Raw genomic sequence first — 22,039 nt, 5'->3', positions numbered from 1 at the left:
ATAATGTTGAACCTTATTGAGCCAGTTATCACCCGGGAGAAAGAGTCCATCGAGCTCGACATTGAGCAGCTTTATGCGGGTGGCTTGGAAATTATTCGCAACCTCTCAAGCCAGGTGTGGACCGACTACAATGTCCACGACCCGGGCATCACCCTGCTGGAGGTGCTCTGCTATGCGCTGACCGATTTAAGCTACCGAGCCGCACTCCCCGTGGCCGACCTGCTGGCCACTGAAGAAGACAACGCCAGCACCATGGCGGAGAAATTTTTTACCGCCCGTCAGATTCTGCCCAACCGGCCAGTCACCGAACTCGATTACCGAAAACTGTTAATCGATCTGCAAGGGGTAAAGAACGCCTGGTTAAAACCGGCCTCAATTACCTACTACGCCGACCTGCCCCACGCCCGGCTGTTCGACACAAACCCGTTAACCGCCGAGCCACCACTCACCGACACCCACGCCAGTGGCATCAAACCGGTTGAGCTCTGCGGTGTGTACGATGTGTTAATCGATTTTATGGAGGATGTTACCACCGCTCTGGAACGGGATGAGATTATCGATTCGGTACGCGAAACACTGCAGGACAATCGCAACCTGTGTGAAGATTTTGCCAGCATCGGCATGGTCGATAGCGCCGAGTTTGTCGTCTGTGGCGAGATTGAACTCACAACCGATGCCGACCCGGTTGCCGTCAACGCCCAGCTGTTGTTTGAACTGCAGGATTACATGGCACCCGCGCCGCGCAACTACTCCCTGACCGAGATGCTCACCCGGCGCAAGGCCGATGGCGGCCACTACCCCGTCGATGAAATATTTAATGGCCCCGCTCTTAACAGTGGGTTTATTCCCGATGACGAGCTGAGCAAGGCCGAATTAAAAACCCAACTGCGGCTGTCGGATGTGATTAACATCATTATGGATATCCCCGGTGTGCGGGCGATAAAAAAACTGGTGATCAATCGCAGCGGCCAGGCGGTACCGGTCACCGACGTCTGGTTAATTAACGTTCCGCCCGGCAAAAAGGCGCTGTTGAATATTGCGGGCTCGCGCCTGATTTTTTATAAGCAGAGCATCCCCATACTGCCAGAGAGCAACCAGGTGGCCGAACAGTATCAACAGCGGGTGGCGGCAGCCCGGCAACTTTTGGAAGCGCAAAACCAGGAGGATCTCGCCATTCCCCTGGGCCGTTACCGCAGCCCCCACGCTTACCACTCGCTGCGCCATGATCTGCCGGCGGTTTATGGCGTCGGCCCGGCCGGGCTGCCACCCGGCGGTGACGCAACCCGCTTGGCAAAAGCACAACAACTGAAAGGCTACCTGCTCTTCTTTGAACAACTGCTGGCCAACTATCTGGCGCAGCTGGCCCATGTCGGCGACCTCTTCGCCACCGAACCAACGCTGCAACGCACCTATTTTTACCAGGCGGTAAATGGCTTTGCCGATTGGCAGGCACTTTACAACCTGCCCGAGGGCACCACCTTGGTGGATGCCATGGAAGCGACGGTGGAGGACAAACCGGCACTGGTTGAACGACGCCAGCGCTTTCTCAACCACCTGATAGCCCGCTTTGCCGAGAGCTTTACCGAATACGCCAGTGTTATGGCCACCGCGTTTCACATCAGCGATAGCCAACTGATTCAGCACAAGTGCCAGGTGTTAAATAATTACCCGGCCATCTCCAGCAACCGTGGCCAGGCTTACAACTATTCCCTACAGGATGACGACGCGCTCTGGAACAGCGATAACGTCTCTGGCCTGGAGCAGCGGCTGGCGCACCTGCTGGATATTAAAAATTACCGGCGCCGCAATCTGAGCGAAATTGCCTACGATATCTACGCCGAGCTCGATGCCACCCCCACCGATGAGTTTCGCTTTCGTATCCGCCACCGGGAAACCGCCCAAATACTGTTGAGCAGCAGCACCCGTTACGAGACCGAGGAGGATGCGCTCACAGAGATGTACCAGGCCATCGCACTGGCTTCAGCGCGCGAAAATTACCAGCGCAAAGTAGCCAGCAACGGTACCCACTACTTCAATATTATTGACGCCACCAGTGAAGTGGTGGCCCGGCGCATCGAATATTTCGAAACCCTCGAGGCCATGGAGCTGGCCATTGATGAACTGATCACCTACCTGCAAACCCACTACAACGATGAAGGCATGTACGTGATTGAAAACCTGTTGTTGCGCCCGGAGCAGGAAGGCGAGCCGATGCTGCCAATCTGTGTCGATGTCAATTGCGAGCAGTGTAGCGACCTCGACCCCTACTCCTACCGCCTGCACATTATTTTACCCGCCTACGGCGCACGTTTTAGCAACAGCCATTTTCGGCAGTTTGCCGAATCCGTTATCCGCGCCGAGGTACCGGCCCACATTTTACCCAAGGTGTGTTGGATCAGCCGGGAGGATATGGCAGCACTGGAGGGGTTGTATCGCAGTTGGGTGTCACTTAAATCCGGCCGCACCAATGCCAACCGAACAACCATACTGACCAATTTTATCGACCAGTTGTACCGCGTTAAGAATGTCTATCCACCCGAGCAGTTGGGCGACTGCAGCTCAGATTCAAAATTTATTCTGGGTTCGGCCTCGCTCGGCTCCTTTAGCCCAGCAACCGACGACGACCAATAACAGCGGCACAACTTACCTGAGACCAAGAGGTGACCTACCGATGACCAGTTTACACAACAGCCTCGCCGATATAGCCAGTGGTTACAGCGTTTTTGAAAAAGATCAAGTGCTCACCGAAGCCCACCTCAACAGCGTAAGCAACTATCTCGACGATCAGGATCGGCTTAGTCGAGTGAATTTAATTGGTGTTGGTATCGTCTGTGGTCTACGGGTGAGCGCAACCGGCTCGACAATCACCTTAAGCCCCGGCACCGGCATCACCAGCGATGGCGACCTGGTGCAAATAGGCAACACCGTCACCTTCGACCGCTTCAAACTCTACAGCACCGATGCGCCAGTTTACCCACCGCTCTACACGGGCGACGAGACCATGCTCGAGGCCTACGAGTTGGTGATGAATGAAGGCGAAGATCTGCGTGCTAACAGCCTCGACCAGTTTAGTGAAATCAGCGGCCACACATTGAGCAGTATGACGGCTGTGTTGTTGGTGGAGAGTTACATCAAAGATAACGACCTCTGCAGCGGCACCGACTGTGACAACCGCGGCCAGAACTACGTCAGCCAAAATAAATTGCTGCTGATTCCCAGCAGCGCCATACAACCATTGGCACCCACCATTGTTACCGCCCGCGATGCCGCCCGGGCACTGGCCGAAGTTACCACACGCCGGGCGCTGATCAAGCCGGCCATGAATACCAGCGCGGAGATTAACGGCGCCTTTGCCAGTGCTGCCAGCGCCATGACCAAACAGCTGTTACCTGCCTTTACCCAACTGTGGAGTAACGCCGGTTTTTTATTGGCCGATACCTTCCCTGCCGACCCAACCGCCGGCTGGCGGGAGCGGTTAACCAGTTTAACCAACACCCTCACCAACAGCAGTAGCGGCGTGCAATATTTCTATGCATTTATAAAAGACCTGGCCGACACCTGGAACGAGCTGCGCAGAGTGATGGCCAACACCGTACCTGGCTGCAACCCGGATACCCAGGCCTTTGCTAAGCATTTACTGTTGGGCGATCTCGCCAACCCCAGCAGTCATCGCTTTCAGTTCTATCCCTCGGCAGCAGTGGCCGATACCACCGCCAAGCAGCACATCGCTTTTCTGGCGAAAAAACTCGATACCCTGGTCGCCAACTTTTTTATCCCCGCAGCCAGCGAGCTGCGCATCACCCCCAGTCGCTCCAGCACAACCCTGGAAGCCAAGGCCATTCCCATCTACTACCAAATCGACAGCAGTAACAGCGTCGTCAATTTTTGGAACTTTGAGCTCTCCTCACGCAAAATGGCGGCTTACAACTACGGCTACCACAGCGCCGTCTATGAGGCCCAGGGTGCCGCCGCCGAGCCTTTGGCTGCCGCCATCGATGGCTTTGATTTTTTCCGCATAGAGGGCCACATTGGCAGCAGCGTTGATAGTGCCGTAGCGGCCATCGAAACGCAGATTGCCAACTTTAATCTGCCCTTTACGGTCGCCACCGTTTTTACCGGCCAGAACCGCACCGGCATTCGTGGCCGGCGCGGCGCCGGCTATACCGATCTCAACCGTTTTCACCACCTGTTGCGACAGGATATCTACCACTCGCTGGACGACGTTAAACAATTTAACAACGCCTTTAAAACCAATATCGACCAGGCCATTACCAGCAAACGGGTAATTGATGAACCAGTCTCTGGCGATGGCCCATCGGTTTCCGAAACCTCCAACATCAAACACTCCACCATCAACAGCAAAACCTCCGCTGTGCAACAGAGCATGAACCTCCCCTACGCCAGCTATCGGGTCGACAACAGCTGGAAAGTGAACTTTACCGATACCGTCACCAACGCCGGCGAATACAAATACACACTGGGCAAGGTGGTCAAAACCGAATTCACCACACCGTTCGATAATTTAATTGGTGTTGTTAAACCCGACTGGCTCGATTGGCTCGATATTCTGATTGATAAAAAAGATGAGCAGCGCGATAACAAGCGGCTGTTGGCACCCTTCCTTGGCCAATACCCGGGCCTGGAGCCGCGCGGTGGTGTCAATCGCGGCGGCACCTTTGTCCTGCTCTACGACAGCCGCGGAATCGTTATCGCCGATTTCTGTCTGGCCCACTATCTGATTGAAGAGCAGGAGAGCGCAGTGGAAGAACCACCCCTACCGAAACCGGGTTTCCGCCCGCCGTGGGTGATCGACAACGGCATTAAAATATTGCCCTCCATCGACCATGTTTTTATCGACAAGCTCGATCTCTTCAAAAAGGGGATCGATGCCGAATACACCGAGAAATTCAACGTACAAACGGCCTACACCTCGGTCTTCCAGGACTCCCTCAACCTGGTCAGTGACCTCTACAAATCGCAAACCGTTGCCGCGCCCACCACCGGTATTACCGCCGGCTACGACGATGCCATTATCGGGTTATTGGCCGACCAGGTTGCGCGCGAGAAAACCATTGTTGAGAACTACCAAACCCGGGCCAACGACACCACCCTGCCCGAGGAGACCCGCACCTTCTACCAAAAAGCCGCCGACCAGAAACAGCAGAGCCTGGCACAGACCACATCCGACCTGGTCGATTACCTGTCGGTTAACGATAGCAACGTCAGCTTCGGCAGTGATGGCTACAAAGCACTGCAGGAGGTCAACAGCAGCGTGCAGGTCATTAAAGATAACAACACTGCCACCAGCTTAATAAACAACAACCTAACCACGATTAAAGGCAGCACCAGCAACAGCGGATTGATTGGCGGCATCGACGCTATTATCGGCAACTTCTCACGCTAACCAAAAGTGATTTAGATGCAGAATAACCACCGCATAAAACGCCTGCGACTCAATGCCAGTGCCGGTCACGAAGAGGCGGCACTGGCGTTACGCCGGCAAATTAACGAACAGTGGTCCCAACTGCTTCCAACCTTCAACAGCGTGTTGGATGAGATCGCGGGGCCTGAAAATTTTCTGCATATTCCCAGGCTGGAACTGCAACTAACCGACCTGCAAGCAGAGCGACTACTGCCACAGTTGCGGCGCGAGTTGGCTGAGTTAATTAGCAAACAGACAGCGGCCAATGTTTACCCCGGCAGTGAAGCGAATTTGCAATCGGGTGATGCCACTCAAAATAGCGGGGCGGATAGCGCAAGCCCTGACAACGCCGAGGCACTCAACACCGAAGCCATCGGCTGGCTGAAACACTATCTGCTAACAGGCTCACTACCCTGGTACGCGTTAACCCTCAACGAGCCATTTACCGTCTTGCAAAAAATTGCCGTAAGCGCCAATACCGAGCTTCACATCTTGCTCAATCAACAGCTAACCCACACCCTACTCCTGCGTTGGTTGCAGCTGCTGCCCCCATCCGTGCTTGACGACCAGATCAGCGCCCTGCTGGCTGCCTTGCCCCAGCCAAGCTCACACAGCCACTACCGCCGCGCCCTGAAAATGTTGATTGATGGCGTTCTGATTAGCCACACAGTAAGGCAACAGCAACACTGGTTGGCTTTTTTGATAGTACAGGCGAGTGGTGCATGCGCAGGCAACACTGCACACGCCTCGGTTCACACGGCTGATCTTGCCTTAAACAGCTCGCAACAAAAGCAGTGGCAACAACAATTAATGGCCGCCGGGTTTTCAGTTGCGCAGTTGGCCGAAATTTTGGCCCTGGCAACGGCCGACACCCTATCCAAACCGGCAACAACCGGCGTACAGTCACTAAGCACTAGCGGCAATAGCCGGAGCCCGGCAGCCGAGGCCAAATTAAATCACACCACCCTGCGGCTGCTTTATGGCGGCACCATTCTTATATATCCCTATCTGCGCAGGTTGTTTGATGCCTGCGGTGTACGCCACAACAAAGCTGGCATCCAGCCATCCGATTACAAGCGCGCGCTGGCGCTGATTTTTTTCGCCGCCACCGGGCGCGAAGTCGCCCTGGCGTTTGAACTCAATATCGCCCATCTGCTGCTTGGCGACCCAAACCAAATGCGCTATCCCGTTGAGAACGCCCTGGCCTCACACAACCACACCGAGCAACAGGATCAACAGCCAGAGGGCGGAGGTTTGATTGGTGAGGGGCTGCTCACCAGCGATGACAAGAGCGAAGTCGCCACCCTATTAGCCGCAATGATTCGTCACTGGTCGCGTTTGAAAAACACCTCGCCCACCGGTTTACAGACCGCCTTTCTACAACGCAGCGCGCTGCTCAGCCAACACGATGGCGTCCTGCAGTTAACCTTTGAACGCTTGGGCCACGACATTCTGCTCGACTACCTTCCCTACTCAATAACCACGGTGAAACTACCATGGATGACCAAACCCTTGTTCATCACCTGGTAGAGCAGCCGGCTACCAGCAACAGTGACCGCCAACACCGGCTGGAGAACAACGCCCGGGATATCGACCGCGACCTGAGTTGGCTTGCCCATCTGTTACAGCAGCGGCTGGGCCAATACTTTACCGGTGGTGACGAAGGCGCCACACCACCGCCCAGCCTGCCGTTAAATTTGACCGCACCACCCATGCTTGGTGATTCCGACTACACCCATTTTCTGATTGCCAATGCACTCTCACTGGAAGAGCGGCTGATTATTTTGATCGCCTTAGTTCCCACTGTGCGGCCACAGTTGTTTGATGTACTGCTTACTAAAAATTCAGAGACCGGACGCGGCTTTACCGAATTTGGCGGCCACCTGGGTAACCAGCACGGTGGCTTTCTGCCAACCATTGAAACCGTGCTGTTTCTGTTTGCCGGCGACAACCTCAGTGAACGCCTGCGCGTGCTGCAATTTTTTAACCGGGAGAGTCGCCTGCTGCACAACAGTCTGCTGCAAATTAACGAAGCACCCAGTAATGAACCGCGCACCAGCAGCGCCCTGCAACTCAACCGCGATCTAATCGCCCTGTTCACCTCCGGCCAACACTACCAGCCAAGCTTCGGCGCAGAGTTTCCCGCGCAACGCATTCACACCAGCCTCGACTGGGACTACCTGGTACTGCCCCACGCCACCCTCGAGCAGCTACAGGAGATTCGCGCCTGGATTGAATACGGCGATCAGCTGCTCAACGACTGGGGTATGGGCGACAAGCTCGCCCGCGGCTACACCAGCCTCTTTTACGGACCGCCCGGCACCGGTAAAACCCTCTCGGCCTGTCTGCTGGGCAAATATTGTGGCTGCGCTGTCTATCGGGTCGACCTGAGCATGGTGGTTTCGAAATACATTGGCGAAACCGAAAAAAATCTGTCGCGCGTATTCGATGAGGCCGAGCACCGCAACTGGATTCTCTTTTTCGACGAGGCCGATGCCCTGTTTGGCAAACGCACCAAGGTCGATGACTCCCGCGACCGCTACGCCAATCAAGAGATCAGTTTTCTGTTGCAGCGGGTGGAGGAGTTCGACGGCGTGGTGATTCTCGCCTCCAATTTTAAAAGCAATATCGACGATGCCTTTATGCGGCGCTTCCAGTCGGTGGTGGAGTTCACTCTGCCCAAACCCAACGAGCGTTTGAAATTATGGCAGCACGCCCTGCCCCAACAGATTCAGCTGGAAGAGGGTATCCGGCTACACGCCATTGCCGACAAATACGATGTCGCCGGCGGCACCATTGCCAACGTCGTGCGCTTTGCCTCGTTGAAAGCCCTGGTGCGCGGCGACTGCCTGATGCTGCACGAAGATATTGAAGAGGGTATGCGCCGGGAATACCTAAAAGAGGGGCGCAGAATCTAAGCGAGCACCACCATGGACAGCGTTAAAAAAAGCACCACCACACGCAGTCAATCATCCCCGGCCGCCGCCGGCGCCAATTTTATGCCCGGCAAGGGTGTGGTCAATAACGCCCGTTTGCAGATGGCCAGCAAGGTCTCCGTCCCCCACGACCCAGAGGAGCGAGAGGCCGACAACACCGCACAAAAAGTGATGCGCATGGCCATCCCCGCTGCCAGCGTCGCCTATGTGCGCCAGGGAGGCGGCGGCACCTTTCGCAGAATGGCCAATGGCGACGACAAGCTGACGGCCAAATTGCGCTCCCCCTACATTGCCCGCTTTGGCACTGCGCAGCCGGCGCCGGAGCAAGAAAAAATGGCGCGCCAGGCGGCCAGTGAAGAGCCGGAAGCGATCAAGAAAAAGGCACAGGAGGAGGAGCCCAAAGTTCAAGCCAAAGCCATGCACGAGGAGGAGCCCAAGGTTCAGGCCAAGGCCATAAACGAGGAGGAGCCCAGGGTTCAGGCCAAGGCCATGAACGACGAGGAGCCCAGGGTTCAGGCCAAGGCCATGCACGAGGAGGAGCACAAGGTTCAGGCCAAGCCCATGCAGGAGGAGGAGCACAAGGTTCAAGCCAAACCCATAAACGAAGAAGAGCCCATGGTCCAGCGCCAACCCGAGCAAGAGGAGGAAGAGACGCTGCAGCGCAAGGCGGTGACAGAAGAGCAGGAGCCCGTGCAACGCAAGGCCGAGGGCAACCCGGATGTGGCCAGTAATGTCAGTGCCAATATTCGCAGCAGCATGAGCAGCGGCCAGCCGCTGCCACTGTCGGTGCGCCAGTTTATGGAGCCCCGCTTCAACGCCGACTTCAGCAATGTGCGCGTACACACCGATGACAACGCCGCCGGCCTCAACAGGCAGGTGAATGCCAAAGCTTTTGCCGTTAACAACCACGTCTTCTTTGGCAAGGGCCAATACCAACCCGACAGCGACCAGGGCAAGGAGCTGATCGCCCACGAGCTGACCCACACCATACAACAGGGCGGCGCCGTGCAGCGGGCGGCGGAGGAGGAGCCACCGCCCGTGCAACGTGTGGCCGCTGCCGAACCCAGTCAGGCACCCAGCCTGCAGCGTAGCCCGGTGGCCGTCACCGGGCGCAGTGGCCCGAAAGTGCAGCGCCTGGGCATCAGTGATGCCCTCGACTACTTTGCCGACCGCGCCTACCTGATCCCCGGCTTCCGCATGCTGACCATCATCCTCGGCATGAACCCCATCAACCAGAGCCGGGTGGAGCGCAGCGCCGCCAATATTCTGCGCGCCATTATCGAGTTCCTGCCGGGTGGCAACCTGATCACCCGCGCCTTGGATAACCACGGCATTTTCGAACGTGCCGGCGCCTGGGTGGAGCGTCAGATCAGCGCCCTGGGGCTCACCTTCTCCACCATTCGCCAGGCGCTGGACCGCTTCCTCGACTCCCTGAGCTGGTCCGATATCTTCGACCTGGGCGGTGTCTGGAACCGGGCCAAGCGCATCTTTTCCGAGCCCATCAACCGCATCAAGGCCCTGGCCAGCAGCCTCTACAACGGCATTATCGAGATGATCAAAGAGGTGATTTTGCGGCCCCTGGCCCAGCTCGCCTCACGCACCCCCTTTTGGAATCTGCTCACCGCCGTGCTCGGCGCCAACCCCATCACCGGCGAGCCGGTGGCGCGCACTGCCGACACCATTATCGGCGGCTTTATGACCATGATCGGCCAGCAGGACGTGTGGCAAAACATCAAGCGCGCCAACGCTGTAGGCCGCGCCTGGGCCTGGTTCCAGGGGGCCATGGCCGGGCTGATCGGCTTTGTGCGCTCTATCCCCACGCTCTTTTTAAGCGTCTTCCGCTCCCTGGGCATTCGCGACCTGCTCGATATCCCCGGCGCCTTTGCCCGGGTGGCGCGGGTGTTTGGCAGCTTTGCCGGCCGCTTTTTCAGCTGGGCCGGCGGCACCGTTATGCAGCTGTTACAGATTATTTTTGAGGTGGTGGCGCCCGGGGTGATGCCCTATATCCGCCGTGCGGCCGGCGCCTTCACCAGCATTATTCGCAACCCCATCGGCTTTCTCGGCAACCTGGTGCGCGCCGGCAAGCTCGGCTTTATGAAGTTTAAAAACAACTTCGTCACCCACCTGAAAACCTCACTGATCAACTGGCTGACCGGCACCCTGGCCGGCACCGGGGTACACATTCCCGAGGCCTTCACCCTGAAGGAGATTCTCAAATTTGTGCTGAGTGTGTTGGGCCTCACCTGGCAGAACATTCGCCAGAAACTGGTGCGGGTGGTGGGCGAAACCGCTGTCGGTGCTATGGAGTCCGGTTTTGCCCTGGTGCGCACCCTGGTCACCGAGGGACCGGCCGCCGCCTGGCAACAACTGCTGGAGGGCTTAAGCAACCTCAAGGATATGGTGATCGAGCAGATCATCACCTTTGTCCGCAACCGCATAGTGGTACAGGCGATCACCAAGCTCGCCTCCATGCTGTCGCCGGTGGGCGCCTTTGTGCAGGCGATCATCTCCATCTACAACACGGTGATGTTCTTCGTTGAACGGTTGCGCACCATTGCCCAGGTGGCCATGTCGTTTATCAACTCCATTGCCGCCATCGCCGCCGGGCGTCTGGCCGCAGCCGCCGGCCGGGTGGAGTCGACCATGGCCGGCATGCTCACCCTGGTGATCAGTTTTCTGGCCCGCTTTGCCGGCCTTGGCCGGGTCTCCGATGCCGTGAAAAATCTGATCAACCGGGTGCGCGCCCCCATCAACCGGGGTATCGACCGGGTGGTGGCCTGGATTGTCACCCAGGCGCGCCGGCTCGGCCGCTTTGTTGCCCAGGCCGGCGTCCCCAACGACCCCAACCAACGGCTGCGCCTGGCCGGCCAGGCCGCCATTGCCGCCGCCCGCCGCCTGAGCGGCAACCGGGTAACCGCCGCCCTTCTGCAACCGCTGCTGGCGGCCATTCGCGCCCGCTATGGGTTAACCACCATCGAACCCTTTGAACGGGGCGGCAACTGGTGGGTACGCATTACCATCAACCCAGCCACCGAGACCAATCTAGGCGTCGGCAGCGGCAGTGGCGGCGACAGCGCCGAACAGGCCCAGGCCCGCGCCGCCTTTGGCAGCCGGCTCTTCTCCCGTCAGGAGTTACAGGGCAACCTCAACGTCAGCGGCTCCACCGCCAACCGCCGCATCAACGAGTGGAAGTCGGCGGGGGCACTGCACACCCTCGCCTCGGCCCCGTCAGACCCACTCACCCTCTACTCCTTCGATGCCAGCAAGGCCGGGCAGCGGGAGACCAACCCCAACAACCGTGCCAAGTACGGCTACTCCAACCCCGCCAAGACCTCCCCAGTCGGTCTGCAGGTGCTCACCCTTGGCCTGTTGCGCAATCGCAGTCCGCAGCCGATTCGGGCCACCAGTGCCGCCTACCACCAGACCAAGGCCTGGTACCGCAGTGTGGTCACCACCACCATCTTTCAGTTTGGCAGGGCCATTCTGGGCCACCGACCGCCGGGTGCCTCCGGCCACTGGAACCGCATCGGTCACACCCAACCGCGCTCCACCAATCAGGCCTGGAACCGCTCGTTGGCCGCCTACCACGGCCCCGAGGAGATGAACGAATCCTCGGCCACCGGCGGCGCTTCCGAGCGCTATCGAGTCCCCTCCAAGGAGGCCGGCAGCCACAGCAGCTGGTGGTAAGCGGCCGGCACCGGACGCTCCTGAACAACCATTCATCCACCTTCCCCACCGCCGCGTAGCTTATGCTTGCATTTTAGTCAAGCAACTGGCTATAGTTGAATTTCGCGCCAACAGAGCGCAGGGAATGCGGCTGATCTAGGAGGGATTTTGCGGTGGGACAGGTCATTGATTTAGTACAGGCCCGGGAAGCGCTGTATGGCAAACCGGCCAGAATATCGGTCAGCCTGAAACGGCTGGCCCGGGAAAACCGACGCGAGCTGTCGCGCTCCTTCCCCTATATGCGCTTCTGGTTGATGACCTTAAGCCCAGCTGAATACGGCCATTTCCTGCGCCTGCACCTCACCCTGCGCGAAACGCTGGAGAGCCACTTCCAGGCTCTGGGTGGCCGCTTTGATGTGGTCAACCTGCTGCTCGATGAGCACAAAAAGTTTGCCCTGGCCGACTACCTCTCGCCCGCCAACCACAAGGCCAACCTGATTCGCCGGGACCTGGCTGCACTGGGTTTGCCCACCACCCTCACCGGGCCCACAAACGTCAAATTGAGCGAGCTGATCACCTACATCAAACGCACCGCCCAGGTCTACTCCGTGGCCCTGCTGGGGGTTGTTTATATGCTGGAGCAGAATCTGGCCAGCGCCGGCGAAGTGATTGCTGCCAACCTGCGCCAGAATCACGGCCTGCCCGACAGCGCCCTCAACTACCTCACCGCCTTCCACGGCCGCAAACGGGAGTTGTGGCAGTTCAGCCAGGCACTCGACACCATCACCGACTTTCAGACCCAGGCCAATGTCGTGATCGCCGCCACCATCACCTACGAGCTGCACCGGGAGTTGCTCGACCCCCACTGCATGCGCCGCTCGCTGGAGGCCATGAACCGCGCGGAGTGAACCCCCAGGTATGAAGCCTTAAGGCTGCAGCTGGTGGACCATCACCTGGGCCGCCACCAGGGTTGCCGGGTCGTAGAACTGCTGCTCAAGAAACGCCGCCACCCGCCGGTTCACCTCATCGACCACACTGGCAAAATCGCCGTGGCCGCCGTTTTCGATGGACTGGAAGATCACCGGCACCTCAGCCACCTGCAGTGCTTCCCGCAGAGCAACGGAGTCGGAGTAGGCCACCAGCGGGTCGCGGGTGCCGTGTAAAATCATAAACGGCGCTGATTGGCGGCTGACATAGAACAACGGCGATGCCTGCCGGGCTTTGGCCAGGCGCTGCTCTGGATCGCTTTCACCCAGCAGATCAAACACCGGCTTGCTTAGGCTCACTTGCCCCTGGCTGACCACCGCCGCCAGATCGGCGGGGCCGAAGAAGTCGATAACGCACTGCACCGCCGACGACTCCTTGGGGTAGTCGCCCAAGTCGCCCTCCAGCGCCGCATCGCCGGCGGTGGTCCCCAGCAGTGCCGCCAGATGGCCACCGGCCGAGGCGCCCATGGCGCAGATGCGGTTGCCATCCAGGCCATAGTGGCCGGCATTGCCGCGCAACCAGCGGACAGCGGCTTTCACGTCGTGGATTTGCGCCGGCCAGCTGGCCGCCCAGGAGAGCCGGTAACCGGCCGAGACCGCCGCAAAACGGCCGCTGTGGACCAGGTTCAACACCTGCGAGCGCGCCATGATCTTGCTGCCCATTAACCAACCGCCACCGTGCAGGTAAAAGACCACCGGCAGTGGCCCATCGACTGCGGGCTTTTTCGGCAGGTAAAGATCGACCCGCTGGCGTGGGTCGTCACTGCCGGCGTAGGGAAGGTCGAGCTGCACAGTCACATTCTCGGGCAGGGGAATGTTGGCGGCACCGCCCGGATCATCGTTGTACTCAACATACTCGCTCAAGCTGATCTCTCCATCATGGTTGTTATCACTAAGCTGCATGGCCCGCGCCTGCAGTGGGTGTAATTCAGTCAGACTGACGTGGCCATCACCATTGCCGTCCAGTTGCTGCCACTGGGGTTGCAAACGCTGCTCGTTGGTAGTTAACGCACTCGCCTGCGCGGAAACGATAAGAGCAGCCAGCAGATTGATGAGTGCGGCAGGAAGAAGGGTTCGATTCATGGCCAACTCGCTTTATTGTTATTTTTGTTGGTTAACAGGCACTGGCAGTGCGCCTGATCGAGTCTACTCAAGCCGGTTGGGCGTTAAAACGCCGGGGAGTATCGCGATCAGGACACCTGCAGCGACCGGAAGCCCGCCTTGGCGCCAGTGGCCGCCCGCTTATCGCCCCTGATTTGACTCGTCGGCAGGCTGCGGGGGACTGAGCAGATCTTCCATAAACCAGGCCGAAAAACCGTGCCGGCCATTAACCCCCGCCTTTTGATAGAGGCCGCTGGCCTGCTGGCGAATGGTCTTCTCCATGGTGCCACGCAATAGCGCGATCTCTTTCAAACTCAAGCCCTTCAGCAGCATCAGGCCGATTTCAGACTCACTCGGGCTCAACTGCCACTGCTCGAATTGATCGGCAATCGCCTGGCTAAAGGCCTGCCGGGCCTGGCTTAGCCGCGCCGAGCTGGCAGCCGCGTGGCTGCGCGCCTCGGCCAGCTCAGTCTGCAACCGCGTCAGCTGTTGCCGCCCACGCAGCAGTTGGCGTATCAGCCACGCCAAAATTGCCAGCGCCAACAACAGCAGAATCAGCTCTTGCAGCAGGTGCCCGGCCGCGGCGCCATTGGCGAGGTCGGTAACCAGGTCACCGGCACTGGCAAGCGCCACCAGCAGTAAAAATCCAACCAGTAAAGTTTCGTAGTTCAGGTATCTGTTCACCGACTTTTAGCCACCCGCTGTCTGATCCGACTTTAGTCCCAAGCCCTTGATTGATGTGGCTTTGGGACATTTGTCCGATGGTACGCTGACCACCGCGCCAGCATAGTAGCAGCCAATACAGCCCCCGCCTTGATCTCATCATTCCGGGGTCGTTAATTTTCCGCCCACGGGAGTCTTTTATGAGCGATCAGGTTTATGTCTGGGATAAGTTTGTACGAATTTTTCACTGGTCACTGGTGGCGCTGTTTGCCCTCAGCTACTTCACCGGCGAGAGCGAGAGCCCTATTCACATCTACTCCGGCTACGCCATCGTCTGCCTGCTGCTGGCACGCATTGTGTGGGGATTTATCGGCTCTAAACACGCCCGCTTCAGCGATTTTGTAAAACGCCCGGCCGCCGTAATTGAATACGCCAAAAGTATGGTGGGCGGCCACCCCAAACGCTTCCTTGGCCATAACCCGTTGGGCGGGGTGATGATCCTGCTGTTGCTGGCCGGCCTGCTGCTGACCACTGTCAGTGGTCTCAAGCTCTATGCCGTTAGCGAAGGCCGCGGCCCCCTGGCCGCCAGTTGGCAGATGAGCGCCCTGCCCCAGGCCGTGGCCGACGACGACCACGATGACGACCAACGCGCCGAGAGCGCCGGCGAGGAGTTTTGGGAAGAGGTCCACGAGGCCGGCGTTAACTTCCTGATTCTGATGATCATCCTGCATGTGGGCGGTGTGATTATCTCCAGCCGCCTGCACGGGGAGTCCCTGCCCAAAGCGATGCTCACCGGCTACAAACGCCGCGATTAAAACGCCGGGCGGGCATGGCAGTGCCCGCCAACCTCTCCCCGTGAGTCTATTTGGCCGACAGCCACACCGACGCCCTTTTTAGCCATGCCCTGCCATCGGCTGCTCACTTCTGCACCAAAAGCCACATCCTTGCGGGTAATGGCTAACCAAGAGGATTTTTCGCTCACTAAAATGTCTGCGCATCTACGCAAGCCGAACTCATGGCGAGGGTTTGCGTGCAGCCTAAATAAGAACAGTGGACGGCAATTGTGAGCGAACGACGATTTGATGACCGGGTGGCGGTGATTACCGGTGCCGGCCGCGGTTTGGGACGAGCCTATGCCCTGCTACTGGCCAGCCTCGGTGCCCGCGTGGTGGTCAACGATCCGGGTGTAAGCGTGCACGGCGATTCACCGGTGGACGCCGGCCCCGCCCAGCAGCTGGTGAACGAGATTAGTGCCGCCGGCGGAACAGCCATTGCCAACACCGACACGGTCGCCACCGAAGCCGGTGGCCAGGCGATCATCGAAGCGGCTATGGACCACTACGGCGCCTTTGACGTGCTGATCCACAACGCCGGCAATGTGCGCTACGGCTCCCTGGAGGAGATCTCCCACCAAGACTTTATGGCGGTATTGAATGTGCACCTACTCGGTGCCTTCAATGTGGTGCGCCCCGCGTTTCCACGCATGGCGGCGGCCAACTATGGTCGCATTGTGCTCACCTCATCCATCGGCGGCCTCTACGGCACGCAGCAGGTGGCCAACTACGGCACTGCCAAAGCCGGCACCATCGGACTCAACAATGTTATCGCCCTGGAGGGGGCGGATAAGGGCATCAAAAGCAATATCATCCTGCCCGGCGCGGTTACCCGCATGGCCGAGGGGCTGGATATCTCCCAATACCCACCCATGGGGCCGGAGTTGGTGGCACCGGTAGTGGGCTATCTCGCCCACGAATCCTGCGCCGTCACCGGCGAACTCTATATCGCCATGGCCGGACGGGTGGCGCGCGCGTTTATCGCCGAGACGGCGGGAGTCTATCGCCCCCACTGGACCATAGACAGCATCGCCGAACAGCTGGACGCCATTCGCGACGAGGGCAAACTCTGGCACCTCCCACCGGTGCCGAATGGCTATAGGGATCACCTTGGCCGCAGCTTTGCCATGGCCAAGCGTGGCGCAGAGCCGAAAGAGTCCTGAAACAACCACAGACCTTGAGGATGATCCGGCCAGGGAGCCAGTGCGAGCCCTGGCCCAGGTGAGCCCACGTATAAGAAAGAAACGTAATAATTGGGCACGATCAGGAACAACCGGCGGCAACACAGTGGCCTAATCGCGGCACAACTTCCCATTGTCACCACTGTTTTTATTAGCCTGGAATCTCCCCATGTTATTAAATAAATTTACCAATCCGCGGTTGCGGCAAAACTATAAAAACCGAGTGAATTTTGATGTTCGACGCTAAGGCACTACTCAACGATTACGGCCCCTGTGCATTAATCACCGGTGCCTCCTCCGGTATTGGCCTGGCACTGGCAACTAATCTCGCCAGCGCCGGTTTTAATCTGGTGCTCGCCGCCCGGCGCACGGAGCGTTTGCAGAGCCTCGCCACGCACCTAACCCAACAGCACGCCGTTGACGTGGTGGTATTGCCCACCGATCTCGCCGAGCTCGCCCAACTGGATGAACTGCTCAGCGCCACCCGCAACCTGGATATCGGCCTGGTGATCAGCAATGCCGGCTTCAGCACCAAGGGTGAATTCAGTGCAGTGGACCGAGCGCAGATGCTGGCCATGCTGCAGGTCAATTGTCAGGCGCCGCTGGTGCTGGCGCACGGTTTTATTCCCCGGCTGCAACAACGTCAATCCGCCGGTATTATCTTTACCAGTTCGGTGGAAGCGCTGCTGGGGTGCCCCTACTCCACCGCCTATTCGGCCACTAAGGCCCTGGTTAAAAATCTGGGCGAAGGTTTGTGGGCGGAGCTGAAAGAGCACAATATCGACGTACTCACCCTCTGCCCCGGCGCCACCGATACCGAGGCACTCAGCAACAGCGGCCTGGACGCCAGTAAAATGACCAATGTCATGAGCGCCGATGAGGTGGCCAAGCGCACCCTGGCCAATATTAAAAATGGCCCGGTGTTTATCAGCAGCCCCCACTACCAGCAACTGTTTGAGCAACTCACCGCCCTGCCCCGCGAGCAGGCGCTGTTGGCCATGGCGAAAAACATGCGGCCGTAATTCGAGTTTTGTCTTCGAGCACAGCTGCCATCCGCAGTGTGTTAATCAATTATCAAAAAATAAAAAAAGCTGTAAGGAGTCGCGACACCATGAATAGTAAACGTCTGTTAATTACTGGTGCTTTTGGTGGCATGGGGCAGGTTTGCGCCGAACTGGGAGCGAAAGCGGGTTACGATCTGATTCTGGCCGACCTGACCATCGCCGGGCTCGCCGAACTGCAAGGCCGGCTACCAACCGAAACCCTGGTGGAGGCCTTCCAGTTGGATGTCACTGACAACAGTGGCGTGGACACCCTGGTTAAGGCCATGGCCAGTGGTGGTGGTATCGATGCCGTTATTCACACGGTAGGAGTCACCCCCACCATGACCAGTTGGCAACGCATTGTCGATATCGACCTGATCGCCAGCGTGAAATTTCTGGAGGCCCTGCGCCCGGTTATAAACAGTGGCGGCGCTGCGGTCTGTATCTCGTCGTCGAGCGGTTATATGGTGCCCACCCATAGCGAAGTGGAAGCGATTCTGGCTGAACCCCTGGCCACCGATCTGTTTGCCAAACTCGACGCCCTGGCCGAAAACCCACTAACCAATACCGGGCTCGCCTACGCCTACGCCAAAAAAGCACTGCGCTACTATGTGGCCGACTTCGCCATGGCCTGGGGCCGGGAAGGGAAACGGCTGGTCTCCATTTCACCGGGTTTAATTGCCACCGAGGCGGGCAATAAAGAGAATGTCGTAAGCCAGAGCTTTGCCATGATGAAGCAGGCCATTGCCCTGGGGCGTTTGGGAGAACCGGATGAGATCGCCAAGGTGGCCCTGTTTTTAATTTCCGACCAGGCTAGTTTTATCAGCGGTTGCGACCTGCTGGTGGATGGCGGCATGATTGGCAGCATGGGCAAGGCCCGCCCCAGTTAATTTTTTTACCCTATGGGCCACAGGAAAATAATCAATGAAAGTACAGCGCCTGGACCACATCAATATTCGCACGCCGGATATCGACGCCACTATTCAGTTTTACAGTGAGCTGCTCGGCCTGCGTGCGCGCAATACCCTATCGATGTTCAGCAGCAGCCAGTCGCAGTGGCTCTACGATCATAACGAGCAGCCGATTATTCACCTGTCGACCGACAGTAACGCGAGCATGATCCGGCAGTGGCCCATTCCCCTGTTAGCTGCCGGCGACAGCAGATCACCCAGCAGTCAAACCCTACCCATTCACCACGTAGCCTTATGCTGCACCGGTAAAAAGGAGATGTTGGAAAGACTAAAAACGATGGGCGCCGACTTCGCCACAAACGAGCTTCAGGCGTTAAAAATGACGCAGTTTTTTACGCGCGATCCCCATGGAATTTTATTGGAATTGAATTTTCCCGCCGAGGAGTAAAACTAACGATTTACTGGCCACCAATCTGTTGCCAGCGCTGCGGGGTCATCCAAACGTATTCTAAATAGTGACCTAAAAAATCCCGGGCATCGAGATAGACATATTTTAATTCCGGGCTGCCACCTTCCAACACCACCGGGTAGCCCAGCTCATCAACACGGCTTCTAAACTCCTCCCAATCGTCGACGCGCATGCAGACGTGGTGAAATTTCAACTGGTCATCCGCGGGCAGTTCATCGCCGTAAACATCGACCAAACCAGAGACCGGTTCGATCAATTCGTACTGCAGATTGTTCACCCAAATAAAGGCGAGTTTGTTTTTTGCTTTGCCTTCACCGCCGGGGGTTTTGACATCCACCTCCACTTCGAAGCTGGCGACATTCTCCCGGCCACAGCGGTCGCGAAACTGTTGCAGAGCCTTGCCAATATCGCGGGTGATGTAGGCGTTTTGAAAATGGTGACCTTCCAACATAAATGACCTCGTTTATTCGAACTTATAAGCGGCGCATGAAGCCTGTGGTTAGTCACTCTAGTCTATTTATACTGTCCGCTATTACGAACTTATATCCGTGTCGGAAATAAGCCATGTTTATCGACCTACTCCACCAGCAGCCAACGTCTACAGCTGCCGGCACAACAAGGCTGGCGTGCAAGACGAACAGGCGGTACTCTGCGTCCTTGCCAAAACATCAGTGACTGGCGTCCTAACCCGGACTGTCTCTAAGCCCAATAACCAATAACCAATAACCAATAATAATTTATGAATCACTCCCTCCACCCTGAGGCGGCTGTACAGATCACCGCTAGCCGCCGTCTCTACTCGGTGTATGTGCTCGCCATCCTGTTCACCATCAACATCTTTAACGTGATGGACCGCAAGCTCATCTCCACCATTCTGCCCGATATCCAGAAGGAGTTTTCCGTCTCCGATACTCAACTGGGGCTGCTCACCGGTTTCGCCTTTGCCGCCTTCTACCTGCTGGCCGGGGTACCCGTCGCCCGCTGGGCGGATGTTGGCTGCCGGCGCAATATCATCGGCCTGGGGCTGTTGGTCTGGAGCCTGATGACCACCCTCTCCGGCTACGCCCAAAGCTTTATGCACCTGCTGCTGTTACGCGTCGGCGTGGCCGTGGGTGAAGCCGGTGGCGGGCCGCCGGCCCACTCCCTGGTGGCCGACTACTTTCCGCAAAAACGGCGGGCCACGGCGCTCTCCATCTACGGATTGGGGGGCTCACTGGGGGCTATTTTGGGCTTGATGGTGGGCGGTTATGTGGCCACCCACTACGGCTGGCGCACAGCATTTATCGCCCTGGGTCTGCCCGGTGTGCTGTTTGTGCTGGTGATCTTCCTCACCGTGCGCGAGCCGCAGCGCGGCGCCACCGATACCGTTAAAACCCAGGTTGCCGCCAATGAGGCCTCCTTCCTGGCGGTGTGCCGCTACCTGCTGAAACTGCCCTCGTTTCGCTTTCTGATTATTGCCGCCAGCCTCACCATGTTTGCCCAGTTTGGCGTCAATATGTGGGATGTCACCTTTCTGCGCCGGGTGCACGGCGTCACCGCCGAACAGGCCGGTGGTGCCCTGGGGCTTATCCACCTGTTTGCCATGTTCAGCGTGCTGATTGGCGCTGTGGTGAGCGACAAGCTGGGCCAGCGGGATGTGCGTTACTACATGTGGCTGCCGGCGGTGGGCGGCCTCTTATGCGTGCCCTTTAACCTCGGTTTTATCATGCTCGATAACTACCGCCTGGTGATTGCCAGCGGAGCTGTCGGGCTGGTACTGGGCGGCTGGTGGATGGGGGCCGCCCTGGCCACCGTGCAGAACCTGGCCAAGCCCCATATGCGCGCCGTGGCGGCGGCGCTCTTCACCCTTACCTACAACATCGTCGGCATGGGTATCGGCCCCTCGGCGGTGGGTTGGATCAGCGATCTGCTCACCCCCAGCTATGGCGACCTGGCCATCCGCTACGCCTTCCTGGTGTCGATTGTGCCACTGGCCCTGGCCGCACTCTTTTTCTACCTGGCGGCGGGCAATCTGCAACAGGACCTGGCCAAGCGCGATGCCAGCACCTAGGCCCACCGACGCCGCTGACCAGACTCACTTCCCCAGCCCACGCCACTACGCCTTTATTCACGGCGGTGGCCAGGGCAGTTGGGTGTGGCGCGATACGCTGGCGGAGCTACGGCAGCAGGCCGGCGCCGAACTCGGCCTGCTGCTGGCGTTGGATGTCCCCGGTTGTGGTGTAAAACGCGGCCGCACCACCGACAACCTGACCCTGCCGGCTATCGCCGAGGAGCTGATTGCCGATATTACCGCGGCCGGCATTGACCAGGTGACGCTGGTTGGCCACTCCCAGGCCGGCCAGGTGATGTCACTGATGGTCGCGGCGCGCCCGCAGCTGTTTCAACGCTTGGTTTACCTCAGCTGCTCCATTCCCCTGCCCGGGCAAACAGTACTGGCCATGTTGGGCAGTGGCCGCCATGGCGAGCAGGAGCACGAGGTGGGTTGGCCACTCAGCCCGCAGAGCTCAACACTTGAGCAGCGCTACCGGGCGATGTTTTGTGGGGATATGGCGGCCGGGCAGGCCGAGCACTTTCTGGCACAGCTGGGCGCCGACAACTGGCCGGCCCAGAGCTACCGCTTTAGCAGCTGGGACTACCGCCCGCACACCCAGGTGCCGGCCACGTTTCTGTTCTGCCTGCAGGACAGGAGCCTGCCGCTGCACTGGCAGGCTATCTTTGCCGAGCGCTTTAACGCCGACCATCGGGTGAGTATCGATGCCGGCCACCAGGCGATGCTCACCCGCCCGCACACCCTGGCCGAAGTACTGCGCTGGCTGCCGGCGTGATGC

The 22,039-nt window shown here is 58.4% G+C and carries 17 protein-coding genes; 13 read left to right on the top strand and 4 right to left on the bottom strand.

Annotated features, from left to right (window positions below; all coding sequences use genetic code 11):
* Positions 1-3: 3 nt before the first annotated feature.
* From SBL51_RS17085 to SBL51_RS17060, 6 genes are all read left to right on the top strand, one after another.
* Entirely contained in the window at positions 4-2,631 is a 2,628-nt protein-coding gene (locus SBL51_RS17085) for a hypothetical protein (RefSeq protein ID WP_317932309.1), read from the top strand.
* Between the two features lie 40 nt (positions 2,632-2,671).
* Positions 2,672-5,404: a hypothetical protein gene (locus tag SBL51_RS17080; RefSeq protein ID WP_317932308.1), complete on the top strand. Its 2,733-nt coding sequence runs from the start codon at positions 2,672-2,674 to the stop codon at positions 5,402-5,404.
* A 15-nt stretch (positions 5,405-5,419) separates the two neighbouring features.
* The gene (locus SBL51_RS17075; protein WP_317932307.1) at positions 5,420-6,952 is read left to right on the top strand and encodes a contractile injection system tape measure protein; all 1,533 of its coding nucleotides are present in this window, start codon (positions 5,420-5,422) and stop codon (positions 6,950-6,952) included.
* Entirely contained in the window at positions 6,919-8,340 is a 1,422-nt protein-coding gene (locus SBL51_RS17070; RefSeq protein ID WP_317932306.1) for an ATP-binding protein, read from the top strand. The genes SBL51_RS17075 and SBL51_RS17070 overlap by 34 nt, the downstream gene beginning before the upstream one ends.
* 12 nt (positions 8,341-8,352) lie before the next feature.
* Positions 8,353-12,045: a DUF4157 domain-containing protein gene (locus SBL51_RS17065; protein ID WP_317932305.1), complete on the top strand. Its 3,693-nt coding sequence runs from the start codon at positions 8,353-8,355 to the stop codon at positions 12,043-12,045.
* Positions 12,046-12,197: 152 nt separating this feature from the next.
* Positions 12,198-12,932, top strand: a complete 735-nt coding sequence (locus SBL51_RS17060) for a hypothetical protein (RefSeq protein WP_317932304.1) — start codon at positions 12,198-12,200, stop codon at positions 12,930-12,932.
* 18 nt (positions 12,933-12,950) lie between these two features.
* Here SBL51_RS17060 and SBL51_RS17055 read toward each other — a convergent pair whose 3' ends face one another.
* Positions 12,951-14,093: an alpha/beta hydrolase gene (locus SBL51_RS17055; protein WP_317932303.1), complete on the bottom strand. Its 1,143-nt coding sequence runs from the start codon at positions 14,091-14,093 to the stop codon at positions 12,951-12,953.
* Positions 14,094-14,252: 159 nt separating this feature from the next.
* Positions 14,253-14,795: a DNA-binding response regulator gene (locus tag SBL51_RS17050; RefSeq protein ID WP_317932302.1), complete on the bottom strand. Its 543-nt coding sequence runs from the start codon at positions 14,793-14,795 to the stop codon at positions 14,253-14,255.
* Positions 14,796-14,974: 179 nt separating this feature from the next.
* On the opposite strand from SBL51_RS17050, the gene SBL51_RS17045 reads away from it, so the two are divergent.
* Entirely contained in the window at positions 14,975-15,589 is a 615-nt protein-coding gene (locus SBL51_RS17045) for a cytochrome b/b6 domain-containing protein (protein ID WP_317932301.1), read from the top strand.
* On the opposite strand, the gene SBL51_RS17040 is transcribed toward SBL51_RS17045, so the two are convergent.
* Positions 15,586-15,756 carry a hypothetical protein gene (locus SBL51_RS17040; protein ID WP_317932300.1) on the bottom strand — a complete coding sequence of 57 codons (171 nt, stop codon included), beginning with the start codon at positions 15,754-15,756 and terminating at the stop codon, positions 15,586-15,588. The two genes, SBL51_RS17045 and SBL51_RS17040, sit on opposite strands and share 4 nt — an antisense overlap.
* An 81-nt stretch (positions 15,757-15,837) precedes the next feature.
* On the opposite strand from SBL51_RS17040, the gene SBL51_RS17035 reads away from it, so the two are divergent.
* The 4 genes from SBL51_RS17035 (at position 15,838) to SBL51_RS17020 (ending at position 19,190) form a co-directional block, all read left to right on the top strand.
* Positions 15,838-16,770: an SDR family NAD(P)-dependent oxidoreductase gene (locus tag SBL51_RS17035; protein WP_317932299.1), complete on the top strand. Its 933-nt coding sequence runs from the start codon at positions 15,838-15,840 to the stop codon at positions 16,768-16,770.
* A gap of 251 nt (positions 16,771-17,021) precedes the next feature.
* Positions 17,022-17,810: an SDR family NAD(P)-dependent oxidoreductase gene (locus tag SBL51_RS17030; protein ID WP_317932298.1), complete on the top strand. Its 789-nt coding sequence runs from the start codon at positions 17,022-17,024 to the stop codon at positions 17,808-17,810.
* Positions 17,811-17,899: 89 nt separating this feature from the next.
* Positions 17,900-18,721 (top strand): SDR family oxidoreductase, encoded by an 822-nt coding sequence (locus SBL51_RS17025; RefSeq protein WP_317932297.1) that lies wholly within the window; start codon positions 17,900-17,902, stop codon positions 18,719-18,721.
* Positions 18,722-18,755: 34 nt separating this feature from the next.
* Positions 18,756-19,190: a VOC family protein gene (locus tag SBL51_RS17020; RefSeq protein ID WP_317932296.1), complete on the top strand. Its 435-nt coding sequence runs from the start codon at positions 18,756-18,758 to the stop codon at positions 19,188-19,190.
* Positions 19,191-19,200: 10 nt separating this feature from the next.
* On the opposite strand, the gene SBL51_RS17015 is transcribed toward SBL51_RS17020, so the two are convergent.
* Positions 19,201-19,662 (bottom strand): VOC family protein, encoded by a 462-nt coding sequence (locus SBL51_RS17015; protein ID WP_317932295.1) that lies wholly within the window; start codon positions 19,660-19,662, stop codon positions 19,201-19,203.
* 288 nt (positions 19,663-19,950) lie between these two features.
* On the opposite strand from SBL51_RS17015, the gene SBL51_RS17010 reads away from it, so the two are divergent.
* Positions 19,951-21,261 (top strand): MFS transporter, encoded by a 1,311-nt coding sequence (locus SBL51_RS17010; RefSeq protein ID WP_317932294.1) that lies wholly within the window; start codon positions 19,951-19,953, stop codon positions 21,259-21,261.
* Positions 21,248-22,036, top strand: coding sequence for an alpha/beta hydrolase (locus SBL51_RS17005; RefSeq protein ID WP_317932293.1), 789 nt, complete (start codon positions 21,248-21,250; stop codon positions 22,034-22,036). Before SBL51_RS17010 ends, SBL51_RS17005 begins: the two co-directional genes overlap by 14 nt.
* Positions 22,037-22,039 lie beyond the last annotated feature (3 nt).

Source organism: Halioxenophilus sp. WMMB6, assembly GCF_033283405.1.
Lineage (GTDB): Bacteria > Pseudomonadota > Gammaproteobacteria > Pseudomonadales > Cellvibrionaceae > Halioxenophilus.
Note: the sequence above shows the minus strand (reverse complement) of the source record. Positions and strands in the feature narration are given on the sequence as shown.